This is a genomic window from Actinacidiphila sp. bgisy167, assembly GCF_057707665.1.
Window position 1 is genome coordinate 64,324 of record NZ_JBYIQP010000025.1, and the last position, 18,877, is coordinate 83,200.

General features: G+C 72.8%; 12 protein-coding genes and 3 pseudogenes. 4 read left to right on the top strand and 11 right to left on the bottom strand.

Annotated features, from left to right (window positions below):
- Positions 1-238 precede the first annotated feature (238 nt).
- From AC3ET4_RS12865 to AC3ET4_RS12900, 8 genes and pseudogenes are all read right to left on the bottom strand, one after another.
- Positions 239-910, bottom strand: a pseudogene (locus AC3ET4_RS12865) (helix-turn-helix domain-containing protein); the annotation flags it as partial.
- Positions 911-999: 89 nt separating this feature from the next.
- Positions 1,000-1,227 (bottom strand): hypothetical protein, encoded by a 228-nt coding sequence (locus AC3ET4_RS12870; RefSeq protein WP_431948852.1) that lies wholly within the window; start codon positions 1,225-1,227, stop codon positions 1,000-1,002.
- Positions 1,228-1,289: 62 nt separating this feature from the next.
- Positions 1,290-2,924, bottom strand: coding sequence for a glycerophosphodiester phosphodiesterase (locus AC3ET4_RS12875; protein ID WP_431948853.1), 1,635 nt, complete (start codon positions 2,922-2,924; stop codon positions 1,290-1,292).
- Between the two features lie 248 nt (positions 2,925-3,172).
- Positions 3,173-4,156, bottom strand: coding sequence for a methylmalonyl Co-A mutase-associated GTPase MeaB (gene meaB, locus AC3ET4_RS12880; RefSeq protein ID WP_431948854.1), 984 nt, complete (start codon positions 4,154-4,156; stop codon positions 3,173-3,175).
- Between the two features lie 4 nt (positions 4,157-4,160).
- Positions 4,161-6,362 carry a methylmalonyl-CoA mutase gene (gene scpA / locus AC3ET4_RS12885; protein WP_431948855.1) on the bottom strand — a complete coding sequence of 734 codons (2,202 nt, stop codon included), beginning with the start codon at positions 6,360-6,362 and terminating at the stop codon, positions 4,161-4,163.
- Positions 6,362-8,257, bottom strand: coding sequence for a methylmalonyl-CoA mutase small subunit (gene mutA, locus AC3ET4_RS12890; protein ID WP_431948856.1), 1,896 nt, complete (start codon positions 8,255-8,257; stop codon positions 6,362-6,364). The genes scpA and mutA overlap by 1 nt, the downstream gene beginning before the upstream one ends.
- A gap of 130 nt (positions 8,258-8,387) precedes the next feature.
- Complete coding sequence (locus AC3ET4_RS12895; protein ID WP_431948857.1) at positions 8,388-9,146, bottom strand: potassium channel family protein; 759 nt, start codon at positions 9,144-9,146, stop codon at positions 8,388-8,390.
- A 105-nt stretch (positions 9,147-9,251) separates the two neighbouring features.
- Positions 9,252-9,995 carry a hypothetical protein gene (locus AC3ET4_RS12900; RefSeq protein ID WP_431948858.1) on the bottom strand — a complete coding sequence of 248 codons (744 nt, stop codon included), beginning with the start codon at positions 9,993-9,995 and terminating at the stop codon, positions 9,252-9,254.
- Between the two features lie 286 nt (positions 9,996-10,281).
- Between AC3ET4_RS12900 and AC3ET4_RS12905 the strand changes: the two genes are divergently transcribed.
- Positions 10,282-12,339 carry a phosphocholine-specific phospholipase C gene (locus AC3ET4_RS12905; RefSeq protein ID WP_431948859.1) on the top strand — a complete coding sequence of 686 codons (2,058 nt, stop codon included), beginning with the start codon at positions 10,282-10,284 and terminating at the stop codon, positions 12,337-12,339.
- A 29-nt stretch (positions 12,340-12,368) separates the two neighbouring features.
- Here AC3ET4_RS12905 and AC3ET4_RS12910 read toward each other — a convergent pair whose 3' ends face one another.
- Positions 12,369-12,746 carry a nuclear transport factor 2 family protein gene (locus AC3ET4_RS12910; protein ID WP_431948860.1) on the bottom strand — a complete coding sequence of 126 codons (378 nt, stop codon included), beginning with the start codon at positions 12,744-12,746 and terminating at the stop codon, positions 12,369-12,371.
- A 196-nt stretch (positions 12,747-12,942) separates the two neighbouring features.
- Between AC3ET4_RS12910 and AC3ET4_RS12915 the strand changes: the two are divergent.
- The 3 genes and pseudogenes from AC3ET4_RS12915 to AC3ET4_RS12925 form a co-directional block, all read left to right on the top strand.
- Positions 12,943-13,146, top strand: a pseudogene (locus AC3ET4_RS12915) (SDR family NAD(P)-dependent oxidoreductase); the annotation flags it as partial.
- Positions 13,147-14,180: 1,034 nt separating this feature from the next.
- Positions 14,181-14,465, top strand: a pseudogene (locus tag AC3ET4_RS12920) (amidohydrolase family protein); the annotation flags it as partial.
- Positions 14,466-14,545: 80 nt separating this feature from the next.
- The gene (locus tag AC3ET4_RS12925) at positions 14,546-16,189 is read left to right on the top strand and encodes a PucR family transcriptional regulator (RefSeq protein ID WP_431948861.1); all 1,644 of its coding nucleotides are present in this window, start codon (positions 14,546-14,548) and stop codon (positions 16,187-16,189) included.
- Positions 16,190-16,226: 37 nt separating this feature from the next.
- Here the strand turns inward: AC3ET4_RS12925 and AC3ET4_RS12930 are convergent, their stop codons facing one another.
- The gene (locus AC3ET4_RS12930; protein WP_431948862.1) at positions 16,227-17,759 is read right to left on the bottom strand and encodes an NCS1 family nucleobase:cation symporter-1; all 1,533 of its coding nucleotides are present in this window, start codon (positions 17,757-17,759) and stop codon (positions 16,227-16,229) included.
- 67 nt (positions 17,760-17,826) lie between these two features.
- Complete coding sequence (locus AC3ET4_RS12935) at positions 17,827-18,846, bottom strand: TIGR03842 family LLM class F420-dependent oxidoreductase (RefSeq protein ID WP_431948863.1); 1,020 nt, start codon at positions 18,844-18,846, stop codon at positions 17,827-17,829.
- Positions 18,847-18,877 lie beyond the last annotated feature (31 nt).

Below are 18,877 nucleotides of genomic sequence, written 5' to 3' on the forward strand. Positions count from 1 at the left end.
CGGATCCAGCCCCGCCCAGCGGTGCGCGGCCCCGCTCCCCGAACCGCCTCGCGCCCCGCCCCGTCGCGGTCGGCGACCGCCTCGTCGAGCCGCGGCGCCCCGGTCGGCTGGTTCGATGCCGGCACGCAGGGCGAGCGCCGCGGAAGGCCCGCCGCCGGCCGGAGGCACCCACGGCGCCGGCTGCGGCGTCCCCGCTCCGCCACGCTCGTGCGGCGGGGCCGCTCACCCCGCGTACGCCGGTGGGCGGTACGCCGACGGTCGCGGTGAAGTCCCGGACGAGAGGGGCCTGGTCGCAGTACCCGAGTTCCGCGGCCAGGACGGCCCAGTCGACGCAAGGGTGCGCGTGCGCGCGCTCCAGCGCCTCGTGGACGCGGTAACGGAGGATGACCCGCTTCGGGCCGACACCGACGTATGAGGCGAACAGCCGCTGGAGGGAGCGGACCGGCAAGCCCTCGGCGCGGGCGAAGCCCTCGACCCGCAGGATGCTCCGGTCGCGCCGGACGCGGTCGGCCAGAGCCGTCGCGAGGGCCGCCCGCGGGTCGTGCACGAAGGAGAGCGAGAGCAGGAACGCGTCGAGGGCGGCGACACGGGCGTCATCGTCCCGCGGGCCGACCACCGCGCCCGGCACGGTCTCGTGGCCCGGCAGTGCCTCGTCGAGCGGGACCCGCCGCCCCGTCCAGTGGGACACCGGCGCCGCGGGCGCGAACGTCCGGAAACCGCCTGGCCGGAACTGGATGCCGCAGACGTGTCCGGCAGCCTCCAGCTTCTGCGCGAACAGTCCGCGCCCGATGCCCGCGGCCTCGCCGGAGTCCAGGGCGGTGCCGTGCCGCTGGAAGACGATGTCGACCGACTGCTGGCCGGCACGGGCCGCGATCCGCGCTGGAGCCGCGCGGAGTCCTGACCCGGGCAGCGCGACGCCCCCTTCCGGCGCCGAGGCGGCGCCGGAAGGGGGCGGTGGTCAGGACGCGGTGGTCGACGCGGTGGCCTTGGAGGCCGTCGTCAGGACGCGGCGGCCAGGACCTTGGCGTCGGAGGCGATCAGGGAGGCCCGGTCGGCGGCGAGACCCTTGCCCGACTGCACCTTCGCCCAGGTAGCGAGGGTGCTGTACTGCTTCTGGGCGAGGAGCGTGGCCATGGTGCCGACCGAGGCGTCCTTGGCGCCCGAGGTGAGGATGAGGTGCGCCAGACCGGTCGCGTCGGCCCGGAGCGTGAGGACCGACGTGGCCACGGTGGTGCCACCCGGGCCGGAGGCCTCGGCGCGCAAGGTGTGCTCACCGAGGGCGAGGGTGGTCAGGTCGAGCGGGCGCCCGCCTCGACGGGACGGCCGTCGAGGGTGAGCGCCACCTTCTCCGCGTCCTGGCTCTGCACCGCCGGCACGGGCGTCTGCGCGCGGTCGAGGGTCGCGCCGGGCGCGGGCGACGTGACGGTCACCGCGGGCTTCGCGGGGGCCTGCTGGTTCTGCAGGAAGGCCTGGTTCCAACCGGCCAGCTCGGTCGGGCGGTTGGTGATGACGCCGTCTACGCCGAGCGATTCCAGCGCCTTCCAGCGGTCGGCGCCGTCGACCGTCCACACCATCACGGCCAAGCCGGCCCGGTGCAGATCCGCGACGACCGAGGGCTTCTTCGCGAGGGCGCCGTCCTCGGGGTTGTACGACGCCAGGTGCAGTTCCTTGGCGAGCGCCACCGGGTCCGCGTCCAGGGAGCTGCGCAGCAGCCCCAGGGGCAGTTCCGGAGCGAGCTCGTAGGTGTAGCGCAGGGCGTCCACCTCGAAGCTCTGCACGAAGACCCGGCCGAGCATGCCGTGCGAGCGGATCAGGTCGACGATGGTCGCGACCTCGGCCTTGGTGTGCGAACCCTTGATCTCCAGCAGCAGGTCGCCGCCCCGCGTGCGCAGATCGTCCAGCTGCGCGGCGAACGTGGGGATGCGGGCGCCGGCGTAGTGCGGCGAGAACCAGGACCCGGCGTCGAGCGCCGCGATCTGCTGCGCGGTGAGCGAGCGGATGGCGCCGGTGCCGTCGGTGGTGCGGTCGACGGTCGAGTCGTGCAGGACGTAGGGGATGCCGTCCTTGTTCGGCTGCACGTCGTTCTCGATGAAGTCGGCGCCGCCCTTGCGGGCTATCTCCTCGGAGACCAGGGTGTTCTCCGGGGCCGCGGAGGAGGCGCCGCGGTGGGCGATGACCATGAGAGGCGCGCCGGCGGGGCGGATCCAGCTCCGCGGCGGCAGTTCGGTGACCTTCAGGTCGTCGTAGGAGGCCGAGGCGTTGTTGATCACAAGGCCCTGGACGCCGTTCGCGGAACGCGCGACGCGGTTGGTGCGCATGACCTCCTTGCCGTCGAAGTACCAGACGGCGCTCGCCCCGTGGACCTCGGCGGCGATCTTGACGTCCTTGCCGGTTCCCGCTGCGAAGGGGGCCGCATGGGTGTCCGTGACGTTCCAGGTGTTGCTCGTCGTGCGCTGCGCGAACTCCAGGCCGTTGGACGCGGTGGTGCCCGTGCGCATCGTGGCTATGGACCACGGCACGGAGCCGTCGGTCGCGAGGTCGAGGCCCATCGCGGTCCAGCGGCCCGCGTCGGCCACGGTCTCGAAACGGGCCGTCACCTCGATGCGGAAGTCGCCCAGGTGCTCGCCGAAGGTGAGGCGGCTGAGCTGGCCCGAGCTCGTCGACGAGCCCCACAGACGGCCGTCCCTGACCTTCCAGTCGCCCTGCACCGCCTTGAAGCCCTGGGGCAGGGAGTCCGCGGAGAAGTCGGCGGAGACGACGACCCGGCCGGCGTCGGCCGTCGCGGCGTCATCCGCCGTGGTGGTCGTGGCGGTCGTGGCATCCGCGGCGGTGTCGGCGGAGGCGGCGCCGGCGACGCTCACGGTGGCGGCGACCAGCGCGGACGCGAGCAGCAGGGCCCTCGCGCGGAATGATGAGTGCGGCATGCGGGCGAGTCTGACGAGGCATCGCCAACATTCCCGCGCCGTACAAGGAACAGCAAGGAACGAGCACGCCACAACTTGCCTCGTCCGCCGGGTAACGCGATGACCGGCTCCCCTCGGGAGTCCGTGGGAGGCGGTCCCGACCGGGCCCCGGGCAGGCGGAACGCCTGCCGCCGGGCGGCTCCCCACAAGCGGCGGTGTGCCTGACCCGAAGCCGCCGACGGGCCCCCGGACGGCGAACCCCCGTGCGCTCAGCCCGAGAAGGCCTCGAGAATGCGCGCGGCGGCCACGGTCGGCGTCAGCGTGCCCTCGCGGACCTGCTGTTCGATCTCCGGGGTCAGCCTGCGTACCTCGGGGTGCGCCCGGAGGCGGCCCAGCAGCTCCTCGCGGACCATGCTCCAGGCCCATTCCAACTGCTGGTCACGCCGCTTGGCGGCCAGCCGCCCCGTGGACTCCAGCAGCGTGCGGTGCTGCTCCAGCCGCTCCCACAGGGGCTCCAGCCCTGTGCCCTCCAGGGCGCTGCACATCAGTACGGGCGGGGTCCACGCGGCGTCCACCGGGGTCATCATCCGCAGGGCTCCGGACAGTTCACGCGCCGCGGCGCGGGCGTCGCCTTCATGGGGCCCGTCGGCCTTGTTGACGGCGATGACGTCGGCGAGCTCGAGCACGCCCTTCTTGATGCCCTGGAGCTGGTCGCCGGTACGGGCCAGCGTCAGCAGCAGGAAGGTGTCGACCATGCCGGCGACCGCGGTCTCGGACTGTCCGACGCCCACGGTCTCCACGAGCACGACGTCGTAGCCGGCCGCCTCCACCACGACCATGGACTCCCTCGTCGCCTTGGCCACGCCGCCGAGCGTCCCGGCCGAGGGCGAGGGCCGCACGAAGGCCGAACGGTCCACCGACAGCCGCTCCATCCGGGTCTTGTCCCCCAGGATGGAGCCGCCGGTCAGCGTGGAGGACGGGTCGACGGCGAGCACCGCGACCCGGTGGCCGCGACCGGTGAGCAGGGTGCCGAAGGCGTCGACGAAGGTGGACTTGCCCACCCCCGGCACCCCGCTGACGCCGATCCTGCGGGCCCTGCCCGCGTGCGGCAGCAGTTCGGTCAGCAGCCGCTGGGCGAGCTCCCGGTGGTCGGGCCGCGACGACTCCACCAGGGTGATGGCGCGCGCGATCCAGGAACGGGAGCCGTCCAGCACGCCCTTGGCGTATGCGTCCAGGTCGATGGTGGGGGGCATGGGCTCACAGCTCGTGGCCGAGCGCGGCGGCCAGCCGCGTGACCAGGTCGTACGCCGAGTCGGGGATGACGGTGCCGGGCGGGAAGACCGCGGCGGCGCCCGCGTCGAGCAGCTCGGGGACGTCCTGCGGCGGGATGACGCCGCCGACCACGATCATGATGTCCTCCCGTCCCTCGGCCGCCAGTTCCTCGCGCAGCGCGGGCACCAGCGTGAGGTGCCCGGCCGCGAGGGAGGAGACGCCGACGATGTGCACGTCTGCCTCCACCGCCTGCCGGGCGACCTCGGCGGGGGTCTGGAAGAGCGGCCCGACGTCCACCGTGAACCCCAGGTCGGCGAAGGCGGTGGCGATCACCTTCTGCCCGCGGTCGTGGCCGTCCTGGCCCATCTTGGCGACGAGGATGCGCGGGCGGCGGCCCTCCGCGACCTCGAAGCGGTCGACCAGCGCGCGGGTGCGGTCCACGGACGGCGACTCCCCTGCCTCGTTGCGGTACACGCCGGAGATCGTACGGATCTGCCCGGCATGCCGGCCGTACACCTTCTCCAGGGCGTCGGAGATCTCGCCCACGGTGGCCTTGGCGCGGGCGGCGTCGACCGCGAGGGCCAGCAGGTTGCCCTCCAGGCCCTGGCCCGAGCCCCGCTCGGCGGCGGCGGTCAGGGCGGCGAGCGCGTCCTGGCAGGCGGCCTCGTCTCGCTCCTCGCGCAGCCGGCGCAGTTTGGCGATCTGCTGGGCGCGCACGGAGGAGTTGTCGACCTTGAGGACCTCGATCGGCTCGTCGCTGTCCACCCGGTACTTGTTGACGCCGATGACCGGCTGGCGGCCGGAGTCGATGCGCGCCTGGGTACGGGCCGCGGCCTCCTCCACTCGCATCTTGGGGATCCCCGCGTCGATCGCCCGCGCCATGCCGCCGGCCTTCTCCACCTCCTGGATGTGCTGCCAGGCGCGGCGCGCCAGGTCGTACGTCAGCCGCTCGACGTAGGCGGAGCCGCCCCACGGGTCGATGACCCGCGTGGTGCCGGACTCCTGCTGCAGCAGCAGCTGGGTGTTGCGGGCGATGCGAGCGGAGAAGTCGGTGGGCAGCGCGAGCGCCTCGTCGAGGGCGTTGGTGTGCAGCGACTGGGTGTGGCCCTGGGTGGCGGCCATGGCCTCCACGCAGGTGCGCGTGACGTTGTTGAAGACGTCCTGCGCCGTGAGCGACCAGCCGGAGGTCTGCGAATGCGTGCGCAGGGAGAGCGACTTGTCGTTTCTCGGCTCGAGCTGCCGGACGAGTTTGGCCCACAGGAGCCGGGCCGCGCGGAGCTTGGCCACCTCCATGAAGAAGTTCATGCCGATCGCCCAGAAGAACGACAGCCGCGGCGCGAAGGCGTCGACGTCCAGGCCCGCGCCGAGCCCTGCGCGCAGGTACTCCACCCCGTCGGCGAGGGTGTAGGCGAGCTCGAGGTCGGCCGTGGCCCCGGCCTCCTGGATGTGGTAGCCGGAGATGGAGATCGAGTTGTAGCGCGGCATCCTCTGCGAGGTGTACGCGAAGATGTCGGAGATGATCCGCATCGACGGGCCCGGCGGGTAGATGTAGGTGTTGCGGACCATGAACTCCTTGAGGATGTCGTTCTGGATGGTCCCCGCCAGCTTTTCCGGCGGTACGCCCTGCTCCTCCGCGGCCACGATGTAGAGCGCCAGCACCGGCAGCACCGCGCCGTTCATCGTCATCGACACGGTCATCCGGTCCAGCGGGATGCCGTCGAAGAGCTGCCGCATGTCGTAGATCGAGTCGATGGCGACGCCCGCCATGCCGACGTCGCCCGTGACGCGCGGGTGGTCGCTGTCGTAGCCGCGGTGGGTCGGCAGGTCGAAGGCGACCGACAGGCCCTTCTGGCCGGCGGCGAGATTGCGCCGGTAGAAGGCGTTGGACTCCTCGGCGGTCGAGAAGCCCGCGTACTGCCGGATCGTCCAGGGCTGGTTGACGTACATCGTCGGATAGGGGCCGCGCAGGTAGGGCGCGATGCCCGGGTAGGTGCCCAGGAAGTCCAGGCCCTCCAGGTCGCGGCCGGTGTAGAGCGGCTTGACGCCGATGCCCTCGGGCGTCTGCCACACCAGGTCCTCGGCGCCGCGGCCGGTGGTCTCCTTGACCGCGGCGCGCCACTGCTCCTCGCCGGCGCCGTTGCCGGCGCCCGGTCCCAGCTCGATCTCCGAGAAGTCCGGGATCCGCATCACGCCACTCCCATCCGGTCGAGAACGGAGGTCAGGACGGCGACCGCGTCGCCGCCCGCGCTCACATAGCCGTCGACGCCGGCCGCCGACCAGGCGGCCTCGTGCCCGCCGGGGCGGCTGGCCAGGAGCACCCGCTGCGCGCCCGCCTCCTTCAGGGCCGCGGCGACGTCCGCGGCCTGCTCCTCGTACAGCGCGTCGCTCGAGCACAGGCACGCGATCCGCGCACCGCTGCGGGTGAAGGCCTCGGCCGCTGTCGTGGCGTCGACCGTCACCGGGTCGTGGAGGGGCTCGACGCCGCCGGCCCGGAAGAGGTTGGCGGCGAAGCCGGCGCGGCCGCCGTGCGCGGCGGCGGGGCCGAGAGCGGCCAGGAAGACCTTCGGGCGGGACCCGGTCTCCGCCAGGTGGGCGTCCGAGCGCGCGCGCAGGGCCTCGAAGGCCTCGTCCCTGCGGACCTTCGGCAGGCCGCCGGAGGGGGCGGCCGGGGCCGGGTCGCGCTCGACGGGCGGCTCGGACAGCAGGGGGAACTCGCTGACTCCGGTGATGGGTTCACGGCGCTCGGCCAGGGCCCGGGCGCGCTCGGCCCAGGTCGCGGCGAGGCGGTCGGCGACCAGGCCGGAGGCGAGGGCGGCGGCCTGCCCGCCGGCGCGCTCCAGTTGCTGGAACCAGGCCCAGGCGGCCCCGGCGAGCTCGTCGGTGAGCCGCTCCACGTACCAGGAGCCGCCCGCGGGGTCGACGACCCGGGCAAGGTGGGACTCCTCCAGCAGGATCGTGGAGGTGTTGCGGGCGATGCGGCGCGCGAAGGCGTCGGGCAGGCCCAGCGCGTGGTCGAACGGGAGCACCGTGACGGAGTCCGCGCCGCCGACACCGGCGCCGAGCGTGGCGACCGTGGTGCGCAGCATGTTCACCCACGGGTCGCGCCGCGTCATCATCACCGGCGAGGTGACGGCGTGCTGGCGCTGCCCCGCCGCGGCCGCCGTCGCGCCGCACACCTCGGCGACGCGGGCCCACAGCCGGCGAGCGGCGCGCAGCTTGGCGATCGTCAGGAACTGGTCGGCGGTCGCGGCGTAGCGGAACTCCATGTGCGCGCAGGCCGCGTCGATCGGCAGTCCCGCCTCGGTGAGCGCCCGCAGATAGGCCACGCCGGTGGCGAGGGACGCGCCGAGCTCCTCGGCGGCCGAGCCGCCCGCCTCGTGGTACGGCAGGGCGTCCACGGTCAGCGCGCGCAGCCCCGGGTACTCCTCGTGGGCCCGGCGGGCGAGTTCGACGGCCGCGGCGGTGTGCGCGGCGAGCGCGTCCGCCGCACCGGTGCGGGCGACGTGCCCGAGGGGGTCGGCGCCGAGGTTGCCGCTCACGGCGCCGCGGGGCACGCCGCGTTCCTCGTACAGCGCGAGCAGCGCCTGCCCGGCCGCCTCGAAGTCCGCGCCCGCGTCGAGCACGACCGGGGCGAGGTCGAGGTAGACGCCGTCCAGGGCCGCGCCGAGCGCGGAGACCGGGAGGCCTGCGTCGCCCAGCACGAGCCACAGGGAGGTGACGCCGTTCTCCAGGTCGGCCAGCACGGCCTCGTTCGTCCGGGCCGCGTCGGGCCGCGCGTGGCGCTGGCGCAGGTCCCAGCCGCCGAGGACGCCGCCCGCCGGGGCGCGGCCCCGGGTGAAGGGCGCGAAGCCGGGCAGGCCGACGCGGTCGCCGAGAGCGTCGGTCGCGTCCGGCGCGGTGTACAGAGGGCGTGTGCTCAGGCCGTCTTCGAGGGTGGTGGACAGCGCGTCCTCCGCCGCCTGACCCGGGACGTCCTTGCCCGCCTTGCGCAGGACGCCCTCTACGAGGCGCCGCCACTGCTCGTGGGTCGCGTCCGGGAACTCGGCGGCCAGGGAAAGCCCGTCATCAGGCAGGACCGTCATGCTCAGAGGTTAATGCCCGTTAGCAGGTGAGCAGCAGGGGGCACACCTGTGACCTTGCCCATTCCGGTGCGCTCTTGATCCGTTCGGACGCGATGTCCTATCCGGGGGCACCGTCCGGCGGCCGTCGGCGCTATTCGACGGCGCGTCCGGGCGCCGCGGCGGGGGCGCCGGTCGTGGCCTCCGTGAGGTCGGCGATCTGCCGGCGCAGTTCGCGGACCTCCCGCAGCAGTTCCTCGGTCACCTCCTGGACCCGGCGGTTGTCCTCCTCGTCCTCCTGGAAGCGCGCGAGGAACCAGGCGGCGATGTTGGCGGTGACCACACCGAGCAGGGCGATGCCGGAGAGCATCAGCCCGACGGCGATGAGCCGGCCGACACCCGTGGTGGGGGCGTGGTCCCCGTAGCCCACGGTCGTCATCGTGGTGAAGGACCACCACAAGGCGTCGCCGATGGTGCGGATGTCGCCGTGCGGGGAGCCGCGCTCGGCCTCGAGGACGGCGACCGACCCGAACGCCAGCAGGCCGAGCACCGCACCGACGACATAGGTCGTCAGGCGCACCTGAGCCGCCGGCCGTACCCGCTGGCCGACCAGGAAGAGCGCGGACACCAGCCGCAGCAGGCGCAGCGGCTGGAGCAGCGGGAGGACGACCACGGCCAGGCTGAGCGGCTGCTGCTTGACGAACTCCCACCGCCGCTCGCTCAGGCCCAGGCGGACCGCGTAGTCGGCGGCGAAGAGGGCCCAGACCGTGCGCTCCGTCCAGTGCGCGGTGGTGATGAGCGCGGGGTCCGCCGCCGGCACCAGGATCGGCAGGGCGTACGCGGCACCGAACACCACGGCCAGCGCGAGCAGCGGCGCCCGGGTCTGCTGCTCCCAGCGTTCGAGACGGTTCATGGGGGCAGTATGCCTCTCGCCCCGGAACCCCGGTGGGGTCGATCGCGTCCGCGGGCCGCCGCTGACCTGCGGTGACGGCGGCTCTTCGGCACACGGCCGGGTCGCTCAGGGATTCACCGGGGCGGTGGTCTCCTCGGGCGCGCCGAACCGGGAGAGCGTCACGACGGTACGGATCGGCCCCCGGTCGCCACTGACCAGACTCCGTTCGAAACGCACCACGCGGCCCTGTGCCGTCACCCAGATCTCGCAGTCGAACGAGCGGATATGGTCGGCGGTCATGTCGCCGTACACGTCCGGGTCGAGCTTCGCCAGTTCGCCGGTGGTGACGGTTCCCGAGAGCCGGCGGACGGCGAGGCCCGCGGTCCGCTCCGGCCCCTTGTCCGCGCCGGGACGTCCGGCCAGGAGAGCCGCATAGCCGGTGAGGTTGCCGAGGTGGACGCGCCCGCCGGCCGGCACCGGCAGCGCGTTCCAGCGCCCCGGCAGCCCGTCGTCCTGTCGGAAGCGGACGTAGGCGCGCTCCCCGGTGTAGCGCATGTCCGATACGCCGTTGCGCGGGTCGCGCACGGTGAGCCGGCCGGTCACCGGGCCGTTCAGGTTGAGCCGGCCCTGCGACACGGTGGGCGACCCGGCGACCGTGGTCGTCATGGTCACGGCCGCCGAGTAGGGCGCCGGGTCCGCGTGGGACAGGGCTTCGGCAACATCGAATGCCGCGGCGGAGGGACGGTCGTCCACCCCGTCCGTCCCGTCGTCGGAGCCCTGCCGGCACCCCGAGAGGGCGAGCAGAGCGCTGAGGAGCAGGACGCCCGCGGACACGTGGAGGGTGGAGTGGGCGGCGGTCGGCCGGGTCATGGTGGATCAATGCTCCTCTGTGGGCGGTTGCTCTCGGACGGCGGCGGAGACTACCGGGCCGTGCCCGCCACCGCGAGCGGACGTTCCCGCGCCCGCCCCTGGCGCCCGGTCCCCCACGCCCCAGCGGCACGGCAGGGCCCGACCACGGCACGGCCGACTGTGCACCGGGTTGGGTCAGGTTTCCCGAACGGTTCGCTCACTGGCCCCCACTTGTTCGGACAAGTTGCGGAAGCTGACGGGCCCGTACATCAGACGGCCATCGCATCTTCCGGAAGACAGGCCCTTCATGAACGCCCTCGACCGCAGAAGGTTCATGCAGCTGGCGGGCGGCACCGCCGCCCTGACCGCGCTGTCCACCAGCATCGCCCGCGCGGCGGAGATCCCCGCGCACCGGCGCACCGGCTCCATCAAGGATGTCGAGCACATCGTGGTCCTGATGCAGGAGAACCGGTCCTTCGACCACTACCTCGGCTCACTGCGCGGCGTCAGGGGGTTCGGGGACCCGCACCCCGTGACGCTGCCGAGCGGGAAGACGGTCTGGCACCAGTCGGACGGCACGAAGGAGGTGCTGCCCTTCCGCCCGGACGCCGACGACCTCGGCCTGGCCTTCCTGGAGGACCTGCCGCACGGGTGGAACGACACCCAGGCCGCCTTCAACCAGGGCAGGTACGACCAGTGGATCCCGGCCAAGTCCGTCACGACGATGGCGCACCTGACTCGCGAGGACATCCCGTTCCACTACGCGCTCGCCGACGCGTTCACGGTGTGCGACGCCTACCACTGCTCCTTCATGGGCTCCACCGACCCGAACCGCTACTACATGTGGACGGGTCACACCGGCAACGACGGCAAGGGCGGCGGCCCGGTCCTCGGCAACGACGAGAAGGGTTACTCCTGGACGACCTATCCCGAGCGGCTGGAGAAGGCCGGGGTCTCCTGGAAGATCTACCAGGACGTCGGCGACGGCCTCGACGCAGCCGGCGGCTGGGGGTGGATCGACGACGCCTACCGCGGCAACTACGGCGACAATTCGCTGCTGTACTTCAACCAGTACCGTGACGCCGAGCCCGGCGACCCGCTGTACGACAAGGCCCGCACGGGCACCGACGCCCGCAAGGGCGAGGGGTTCTTCGACCTCCTGCGCGCCGACGTCAAGGCCGGAAAGCTGCCCAAGGTCTCCTGGGTCGTGGCCCCCGAGGCCTTCACCGAGCACCCGAACTGGCCCGCCAACTACGGTGCCTGGTACATCTCGCAGGTCCTCGACGCGCTCACCTCCAACCCCGAGGTCTGGAGCAGGACCGCGCTGTTCATCACCTACGACGAGAACGACGGCTTCTTCGACCACGTCGTGCCGCCGTTCCCGGCCGCCTCGTCCGCGCAGGGCGCGTCGACCGTCGACGTCGGCCGCGATGTCTACGCAGGCGGCGGCGGGCGCCCGGCGGGTCCGTACGGGCTGGGTCAGCGCGTCCCCATGTTCGTCGTCTCCCCCTGGAGCACAGGCGGCTACGTCTGCTCGCAGACCTTCGACCACACGTCCATCATCCGGTTCATCGAGCGCCGGTTCGGCGTGACCGAACCCAACATCTCCCCCTGGCGCCGCGCCGTCTGCGGCGATCTGACCTCGGCCTTCGACTTCCGGCACAAGGACGGCCGCATCCCGCGGCTCCCCGACACCCGCGGCTACCTCCCGCCGGACGGCGACCGCCACCCCGACTACTCGCCGGTGCCTCCCGCCGAGGGCTCGCTGCCCCGTCAGGAGCGCGGACTGCGTCCCGCGCGCCCCGTCCCGTACGACCTCGCCGCGGACGGCGCGGTCAGCGCCGCGGGCACGCTGCGGATCGAGTTCGCGTCCCACGGCGAGGCCGGCGCCGGCTTCCTGGTCACCTCCGCGACGGACGCCTCCGGTCCGTGGACGTACACCGTCGGGTCGGGGCACTCGCTCACCGGCACCTGGAACGCCGCGGAGGGCGCCCACGGCGGCTACGACGTCACCGTGCACGGCCCCAACGGCTTCCTGCGCCGCTTCGCCGGCCGCGCCGCGACGGCGGGCGCCGAGGTCAGCGCCCGTCACGACGGCAAGAGCGGCACGGTGCGCCTGGTCCTGACCAACAACGGCCACTCGACGGTCACGCTCACCGTCCGGGACGGCTACGGCGGGCACAAGCCGACGTCCCACCGGCTGCGCCCGGGTGCCCGCGTGGTCCACGCCGCCGGGACCGAACACACCCACGGCTGGTACGACCTGACCGTCACCGCCGACCACGACGCCGCCTTCGAGCGCCGTCTCGCCGGCCATGTCGAGACCGGCCGGGACAGCACCAGCGACCCGGCGATCGGCGGCTGACCGTCCCGCCCGGTACCAGGGCGCGCCCGCTACATCGGCTCGACGTAGCGGGCGCGCCACTGCGGACGGGGGTCCGAGCCCGGACTCGTCCAGTACTCGCGGCCGACGACCACCCGCCCGTCACGGACGGTCCAGAACGACACCGCCCGGAACTCACCGAGGTCCGCATGCGGCACGTCGACCTCCGACACGACCTGGTCGCCGTCGGCCACCACCCTGAGGACGCGCACCGACCAACCCTCTGGGTATTCGCTGTTGACGGCGAGAAAGTTGGCCCGCCCGACGATGCGCTCACCGCTCACGGGCCACTCCACCACGGCGTCCTCGGCGATCAGTTCACCGGCACCGGCCCAGTCGCGCGCCTGGATCCGCTGCCACAGCTCTTCGACGACCTTCGCAGACTCCACGTGCACATCACCCCCGTCCGGCAGGATACGCCGATACACCCCCCTCGACCGCAAGGCCCCGACCGCGCCGGTTCGTCCGCGGCCTCCTGCGGATCGGGCCGGCCCGCCTCGCCCCGGGCCGGCCGTGTCACGCGTACCGCCACCCCGGCGGTACGTTCTGGGTGACCGACCGGGCACGGCAGGAAGGTGGGACGGTATGAGCGGACAGTCGCGCGACCTGGAGGGCCTCGGCGCCCTCGTAACGGGTGGCGCCTCAGGGATCGGCCTGGCGACCGCGCGGCTGCTGGCCGCGCGCGGCGCCCGGGTCGCCGTCCTGGACCTGGCGCCGGACGGGCTGCCCAGGGAACTGACCGGCTTCAAGGCCGATGTCTCCGACGACGCCTCCAGACCCGCAAGTGCCCCCAGTGAGGCGGCTGTTCCAGCGTCCATGCCTGGCATGGTGCCGTATTTCGCCGTCTGTGCGAGCATCCCGTCCGGGTTGCCGTCAGGCAGGTATGCGGGCCGGCCGTCCGAAGTTGTCCACGGAAGCAGGCGCAGACTCGCCATGCCGCGCGCTGGCTTGGCAGGAGTTTGCGCCCACGTGTGGCACGCGTCGGTCACGTGATCGCCGCTGTGTCCGGCCGGAAGGTTGCAAGCCCCATACCGCCAACTGTCAGTTGGCACGTTGGGAACCTCGCCGCAGAACTTCGCCGCCACGATCACGCCGCACGCCCCGGCATGTCCTGCCCCAGCGCCGCCAACGCAAGAGCCCGTCGCCGTTCACGTCGCCGCTGCTGCTCTTGCCGCGCTTCCCACGCGAGCACGTAGGGGCAGACAAGCGGCAGGTCGTCAGCGTCGAAGACTTCCGCGAAACGCGGGGAACGATGGGTGGGCAGCGCGCTGGGTACGCGCCGGACCCGCTGTGCCGGTGGCGGAGTTGCTGCTGCCCGACGTCGACGCGAGCAGGCAGGAACCATGCAACGAGAGCAGCGATAAGGTGCCGCATACTCCATTTCTCGGTAAGCCCCGGTACGGACGTAGCCGCGTCCTGCCGGGGCGCTTTTGCATCTCGGGTAACCGAGCGTAGCGAGTAATAGGTAGTGGTTTGTGGTGGTGCTGGGTAATGCGTGGTTGCGGGTAGTGGCTTACGGTCGACGCGTGGACAGGATTAACGCAGACTCCCCCGACTACGTGTACGAGCAGCTTGTGGCGATTCTTGAACGCAAGATCCGCACTGGTCAGTACGCACCCGGTTCGCGCCTGCCGGGTGAGCTTGCGATGACGCATGACTTCGGCGTCGGTCCCGGGCACGGTTCGGCGCGCGCTGAGCATCTTGCGGGACGCGGGTCTGGTGGCCACCCGTCCGGCCCGCGGCACCTTCGTGGCCGATCCGCTGCCGCCGGCTGACGCAGGCTGACACGGCGCTGACCTGCGTTTCTACGGTGATGGTTTGACAAGGCACTCGCCGCCCGGCCCGACACCTCATGCACATTCTCCGGCATGCCCACCGAGGTCGACTGGGACACCTGGACGGCGTCGGATCTGCGGCCCTGCGCCGCCACCGCGCTCGACGCGTTCGGGCCGCGGCGCCTGATGTTCGGCTCCGACTGGCCGGTGTGCCGTCTCGCCGCCGGCTACGCCGAGGTGGTCGACTCCGCCGGCGCCCTGACTGGCGCACTGGACGACGGCGAGCGGCGGAAGGTCTTCTCCGGCACGGCGCGGCGCGTCTACGGGCTCTGATCCCGCGCGCGGAGCGCCCCGGGCGGGGTACGGATGGCTAGACTCCCACCCCTGGCGGCACGAGGGACGGGCGTGGGCGCGTGGACGACGGCAGACCGGACACACCCCCGGCGAGTACGGCGGGGCGGCTCACCGTGCGCGACGTGCTCGACCTGGACCTCGTGGCGGCCTGGGTGCCCGAGGTCGTGGCCGGCTCCGCCCATCTGCACCGCTCGGTGCGCTGGCTGCACGTGGCCGAGGCACCGGACGTCGGTGTCATGCTCAGCGGCGGGGAGATGGTGCTGACCACCGGACTGCTGCTGGCGGGCGACGAGCGGGCGCAGCGCGAGTACGTCGAGTCGATGCGGCGCGCCGACGTCGCGGCGGTCGTCCTGGGCCTCGGCCGGGCGTTCCGCACCACCCCCGAGCCGATGCGCCGGGCCGCCGAGCGCTGCGGGGTGCCGCTGGTCGTGCTCCACCGGCCCGCGCCGTTCGCGCGGCTCACCGAGGAGGTCCACGCACGCCTGGTGCACGGCCGGTTCGCCGCGCTCGACCTGTCCGACCGGGTCCGCTCCGCGCTCACGGCCCTCAATCTCTCCGGGGCCGGCCTCCAGCAGGTGCTGGACGAGATAGCGGCGCTCAGCGGATGTCCCGCCGTCGTCGTCAACCTCGCGGGGCGGGCGCTGGCCTCGGCCGGGGACAAGGGGTCGCTCAACGACCTGCTGCGCGACTGGGAGCGGGTCTCGGGCCAGGTCGCCGAACTGGCCGGCGGCACGGTGACGGTCGGCCCGGACGGCTGGGTCGTCGCGCCGCTGGAGGCCCGGGCCCGCCAGTGGGGGCGCCTGGTGCTCTTCGGCTACCACGGCCCGGAGGAGTTCGGCCGGGTGCTGGGCGCCCGTGCCTCAGAGGCACTGGCCATGCACCGGCTCCTCGGCGACCAGGACCGGGGGTGGGAGGACCAGTCCGCCGAGTCGCTGCTGCACGACCTGGCGGCGGGCACCGCCCGCACCGGGGAACTGGTCACCCGGGTGCGGGCCGCCGGGCTCCCGGTGGGGCGGCGCACCTTCGTGCCCGTCGTCGTCCGCCCCCTCGGCGCCGGACCGGTGGACGACCGGGACGGCATGCCGGAGCTGATCGAGCACGCGCTGGCCGAGGATCCGGGCGTCGCCGGGCTGGTGGCGCGGATCGGATCGGCCGGCACAGCCGTCCTGCTCAGCATCCCCGAAGGCCAGGACGCCGACGCCGCCGTGCACAAGGTGGCGGTGCGGGTGCACGGCGAACTCGCCGGTCGCGGGCGTACCGCGGTGGTCGGTGCGGGCTTCGGCTGCCGGGAACTGGACGAGGTGCGCCGTTCCTTCGCCGAGGCGGTGCACGTGGCGGACGCCGCGGTCGCCGGCCCTCCGGACGCGCCGGTGGCCCGGCTGCGCGACGTCCGGCTGCGCGGACTGGTGCGGCTGCTGCGCGACGAGCCGGAGCTACAGGCCTTCATCGGACGGGAGCTGGGGCCGCTGCTGGGGAACCCGGCGCTGCTGGAAGTGCTGCGCACCTATCTGGCGACCGGCCGCAACAAGTCGGCGGCCGCCCAGGTGCACCACGTCAGCCGGCCCGCCCTGTACCGGCGGCTGCAGAGCATCGAGTCGCTGCTCGGCATCGACCTGGACGACTTCGAACAGCTGACCTCGCTCTATGTGGCGCTGCTCGCGCACGAGGCGCAGCGCGCGGCGGGGCCCGGGCCCGGCCGCTGAGCGGGCCGGACCCGGGCCCCGCGAGTGGGGCGCCGGTTCAGTCCTCGCGCTGCGGCGCGAGACGACTGAGCAGGACGTACACGAGGAGGGAGGCGGCGAGGCCGACGGCCCAGCCGTAGTCGGCGAGCGGCTTCAGGAAGGGGATCAACCCGTCGACGGGGAACGGCCCCTGCTTGACGCCCTTGGCGTCGAGCCCGGAGTGCGAGCCGCCGACGGCGAGGACACCGCCGACGACGAAGGCCGCCAGTGCCCGCCAGTTCCAGCCGCCGGAGTACCAGTAGCTGCCGTCCGTCCGGTACAGGTCGGCGAGTTCCAGCCGCGTGCGGCGAAGGATCCAGTAGTCGGCGATCAGGATGCCGGCCACCGTGCCCAGCAGGCCGCCGACGGTGCCGAGCCAGGTGAAGATGTACGCCTGCGGGCTGGCCAGCAGCTTCCACGGGAAGATGACGACACCGACGACCGCGGTGATCAGCGCGCCGGTGCGGAAACTGATCCTGCGCGGCGCGATGTTGGACAGGTCGAAGGCGGGCGAGACCACGTTCGCCGCGATGTTCACCGACAGCGTGGCCACCAGGACCGTGATCAGCGCGAAGAGCACCGCGGCCCAGTTGTCGAGCTTGGCCGCCAGCGCCACCGGGTCCCAGATCGGCTCGCCGTAGACCGCCTGGGAGCCGGAGGTCACCAGCACCGACAGCAGCGCGAACAGCGTCATCGTGGTGGGCAGGCCGAGCGACTGCCCCCACAGCTGGGCGCGCTGCCCGGCGGCGTAACGGGTGAAGTCGGGGATGTTGAGGGAGAGCGTCGACCAGAAGCCGATCATGCCCATGAGGGCGGGGAAGAAGACCCTCCAGAAGTCCCCGCCCCAGCCGAGGGCGGAGGGCTGGTCGAGCAGCGGGCCGAGGCCGCCGGCCTTGTTCGTCATCCAGATCAGCAGCGCGATCGCGCCGACGATGACGAAGGGGGCCGCCCAGTTCTCGAAGCGCCGCACCGTCTCCATGCCGCGCACGATGATCGCGACCTGCAGGATCCAGAAGACGACGAAGGACAGCCACTGCGTCCAGGGGTAGCCGCCGACCGTCCCGGCGGTGGCCCACGAGTCGCCGAACAGCTTTCCGGCGAGCAGGAAGATGCCGGAACCGCCGATCCAGGTCTGGATGCCGAACCACACGCAGGCGACCGCCGCCCGGACCAGGGCGGGCAGGTTGGCTCCGCGCACCCCGAACGACGCGCGGGCGAACACCGGGAAGGGGATGCCGTACTTGGGTCCGGCGTGGCCGGTGAGCAGCATCGGCACCAGCACGATGACATTGGCGAGGGCGATGGTGAGCACCGCCTGCTTCCAGTCCATGCCGAGGGCGACCAGGCCCGAGGCGAGGGTCCAGGAGGCGACGTTGTGGGCCATCCCGATCCACAGCGCGGTGAAGTTGTACGTGGTCCACTTCCGCTGGGCGAGCGGGACGGGGAGCAGGTCCTCGTTGGCGTAGGGGCCGGTCGGGACGGCGTCGGGCGGGAGTTCGACGCGGGCCTCGGCCCCGGCTCTTCCGGCAGGGGGTGGAGCGGTGGCTGTCATGGCAGCCCCCTTCGTTCGAGGGGTACGGGGATCGAACGTGCCGTGCGGGGGATGGCGGGCCGGGGATTCAGCCGCGGAGGGCGGGGATGACGGTGGAGCCGTAGGCGTCGATGGCGGACTCCTTGGCGTCGTGCATGTCGTACAGGGCGAACTGGTCGACGCCGAGGGCCTGCAGGGCGCGCAGCTTCTGGATGTGCTGCTCGGCGGTGCCGATGAGGCAGAAGCGGTCGACGATCTCGTCGGGGACGAACGCGGTGTCGGGGTTGCCGGTACGGCCGTGGTGCGAGTAGTCGTACCCCTGACGGGACTTGATGTAATCCGTGAGCTCCTGGGGGACGGCGCTGGACACCTCGCCGTACTTCGCCACGAGGTCGGCGACGTGGTTGCCGACCATGCCGCCGAACCAGCGGCACTGCTCACGGGCGTGCGCCAGCGCCTGCGGGGAGTCGTCCTCGGTGACGTACGCGGGCGCGGCCACGCACACCTTCACCTCCGCCGGGTCGCGTCCGGCGGCGACCGCGGCGTCCCTGACCGCCTTGACCATCCACTCCGTCAGGTACACGTCGGCGAGCTGCAGGATGAACCCGTCCGCCTTCGCCCCGGCGACCGCCAGCGCCTTCGGCCCGTACGCCGCCATCCACACGGGAAGTTCCGCTCCCTCCTTGATCCAGGGGATGCGCACGGTCGTGCCGCCGAGGTCCGCCTCGCGGCCCTCGGCGAGCTCGCGGATGACGTGCATCGCCTCCTCGATGCGGGCGAGGGTGTTGGGCCTGCGGCCCGCCACCCGCATCGCCGAGTCGCCCCGCCCGATCCCGCAGATTGTGCGGTTGCCGAACATCTCGTTCAGCGTCGCGAAGGTCGACGCGGTCACCTCCCACGTCCGCGTCCCCGGGTTGGTGACCATCGGGCCGACGACCATCCGCTCGGTCCGCGCCAGAATTTGGCTGTGGATGACGAACGGCTCCTGCCACAACACCGTCGAGTCGAAGGTCCAGCCGTGGCTGAAGCCGTTGCGCTCGGCACGCCGCATCAGCTCCACGACCCGCGCGGCGGGCGGGTCCGTCTGCAGGACGAGACCAAAATCCATAGCTCTGCTCCCTGTGGTGGATCGGCGGGAT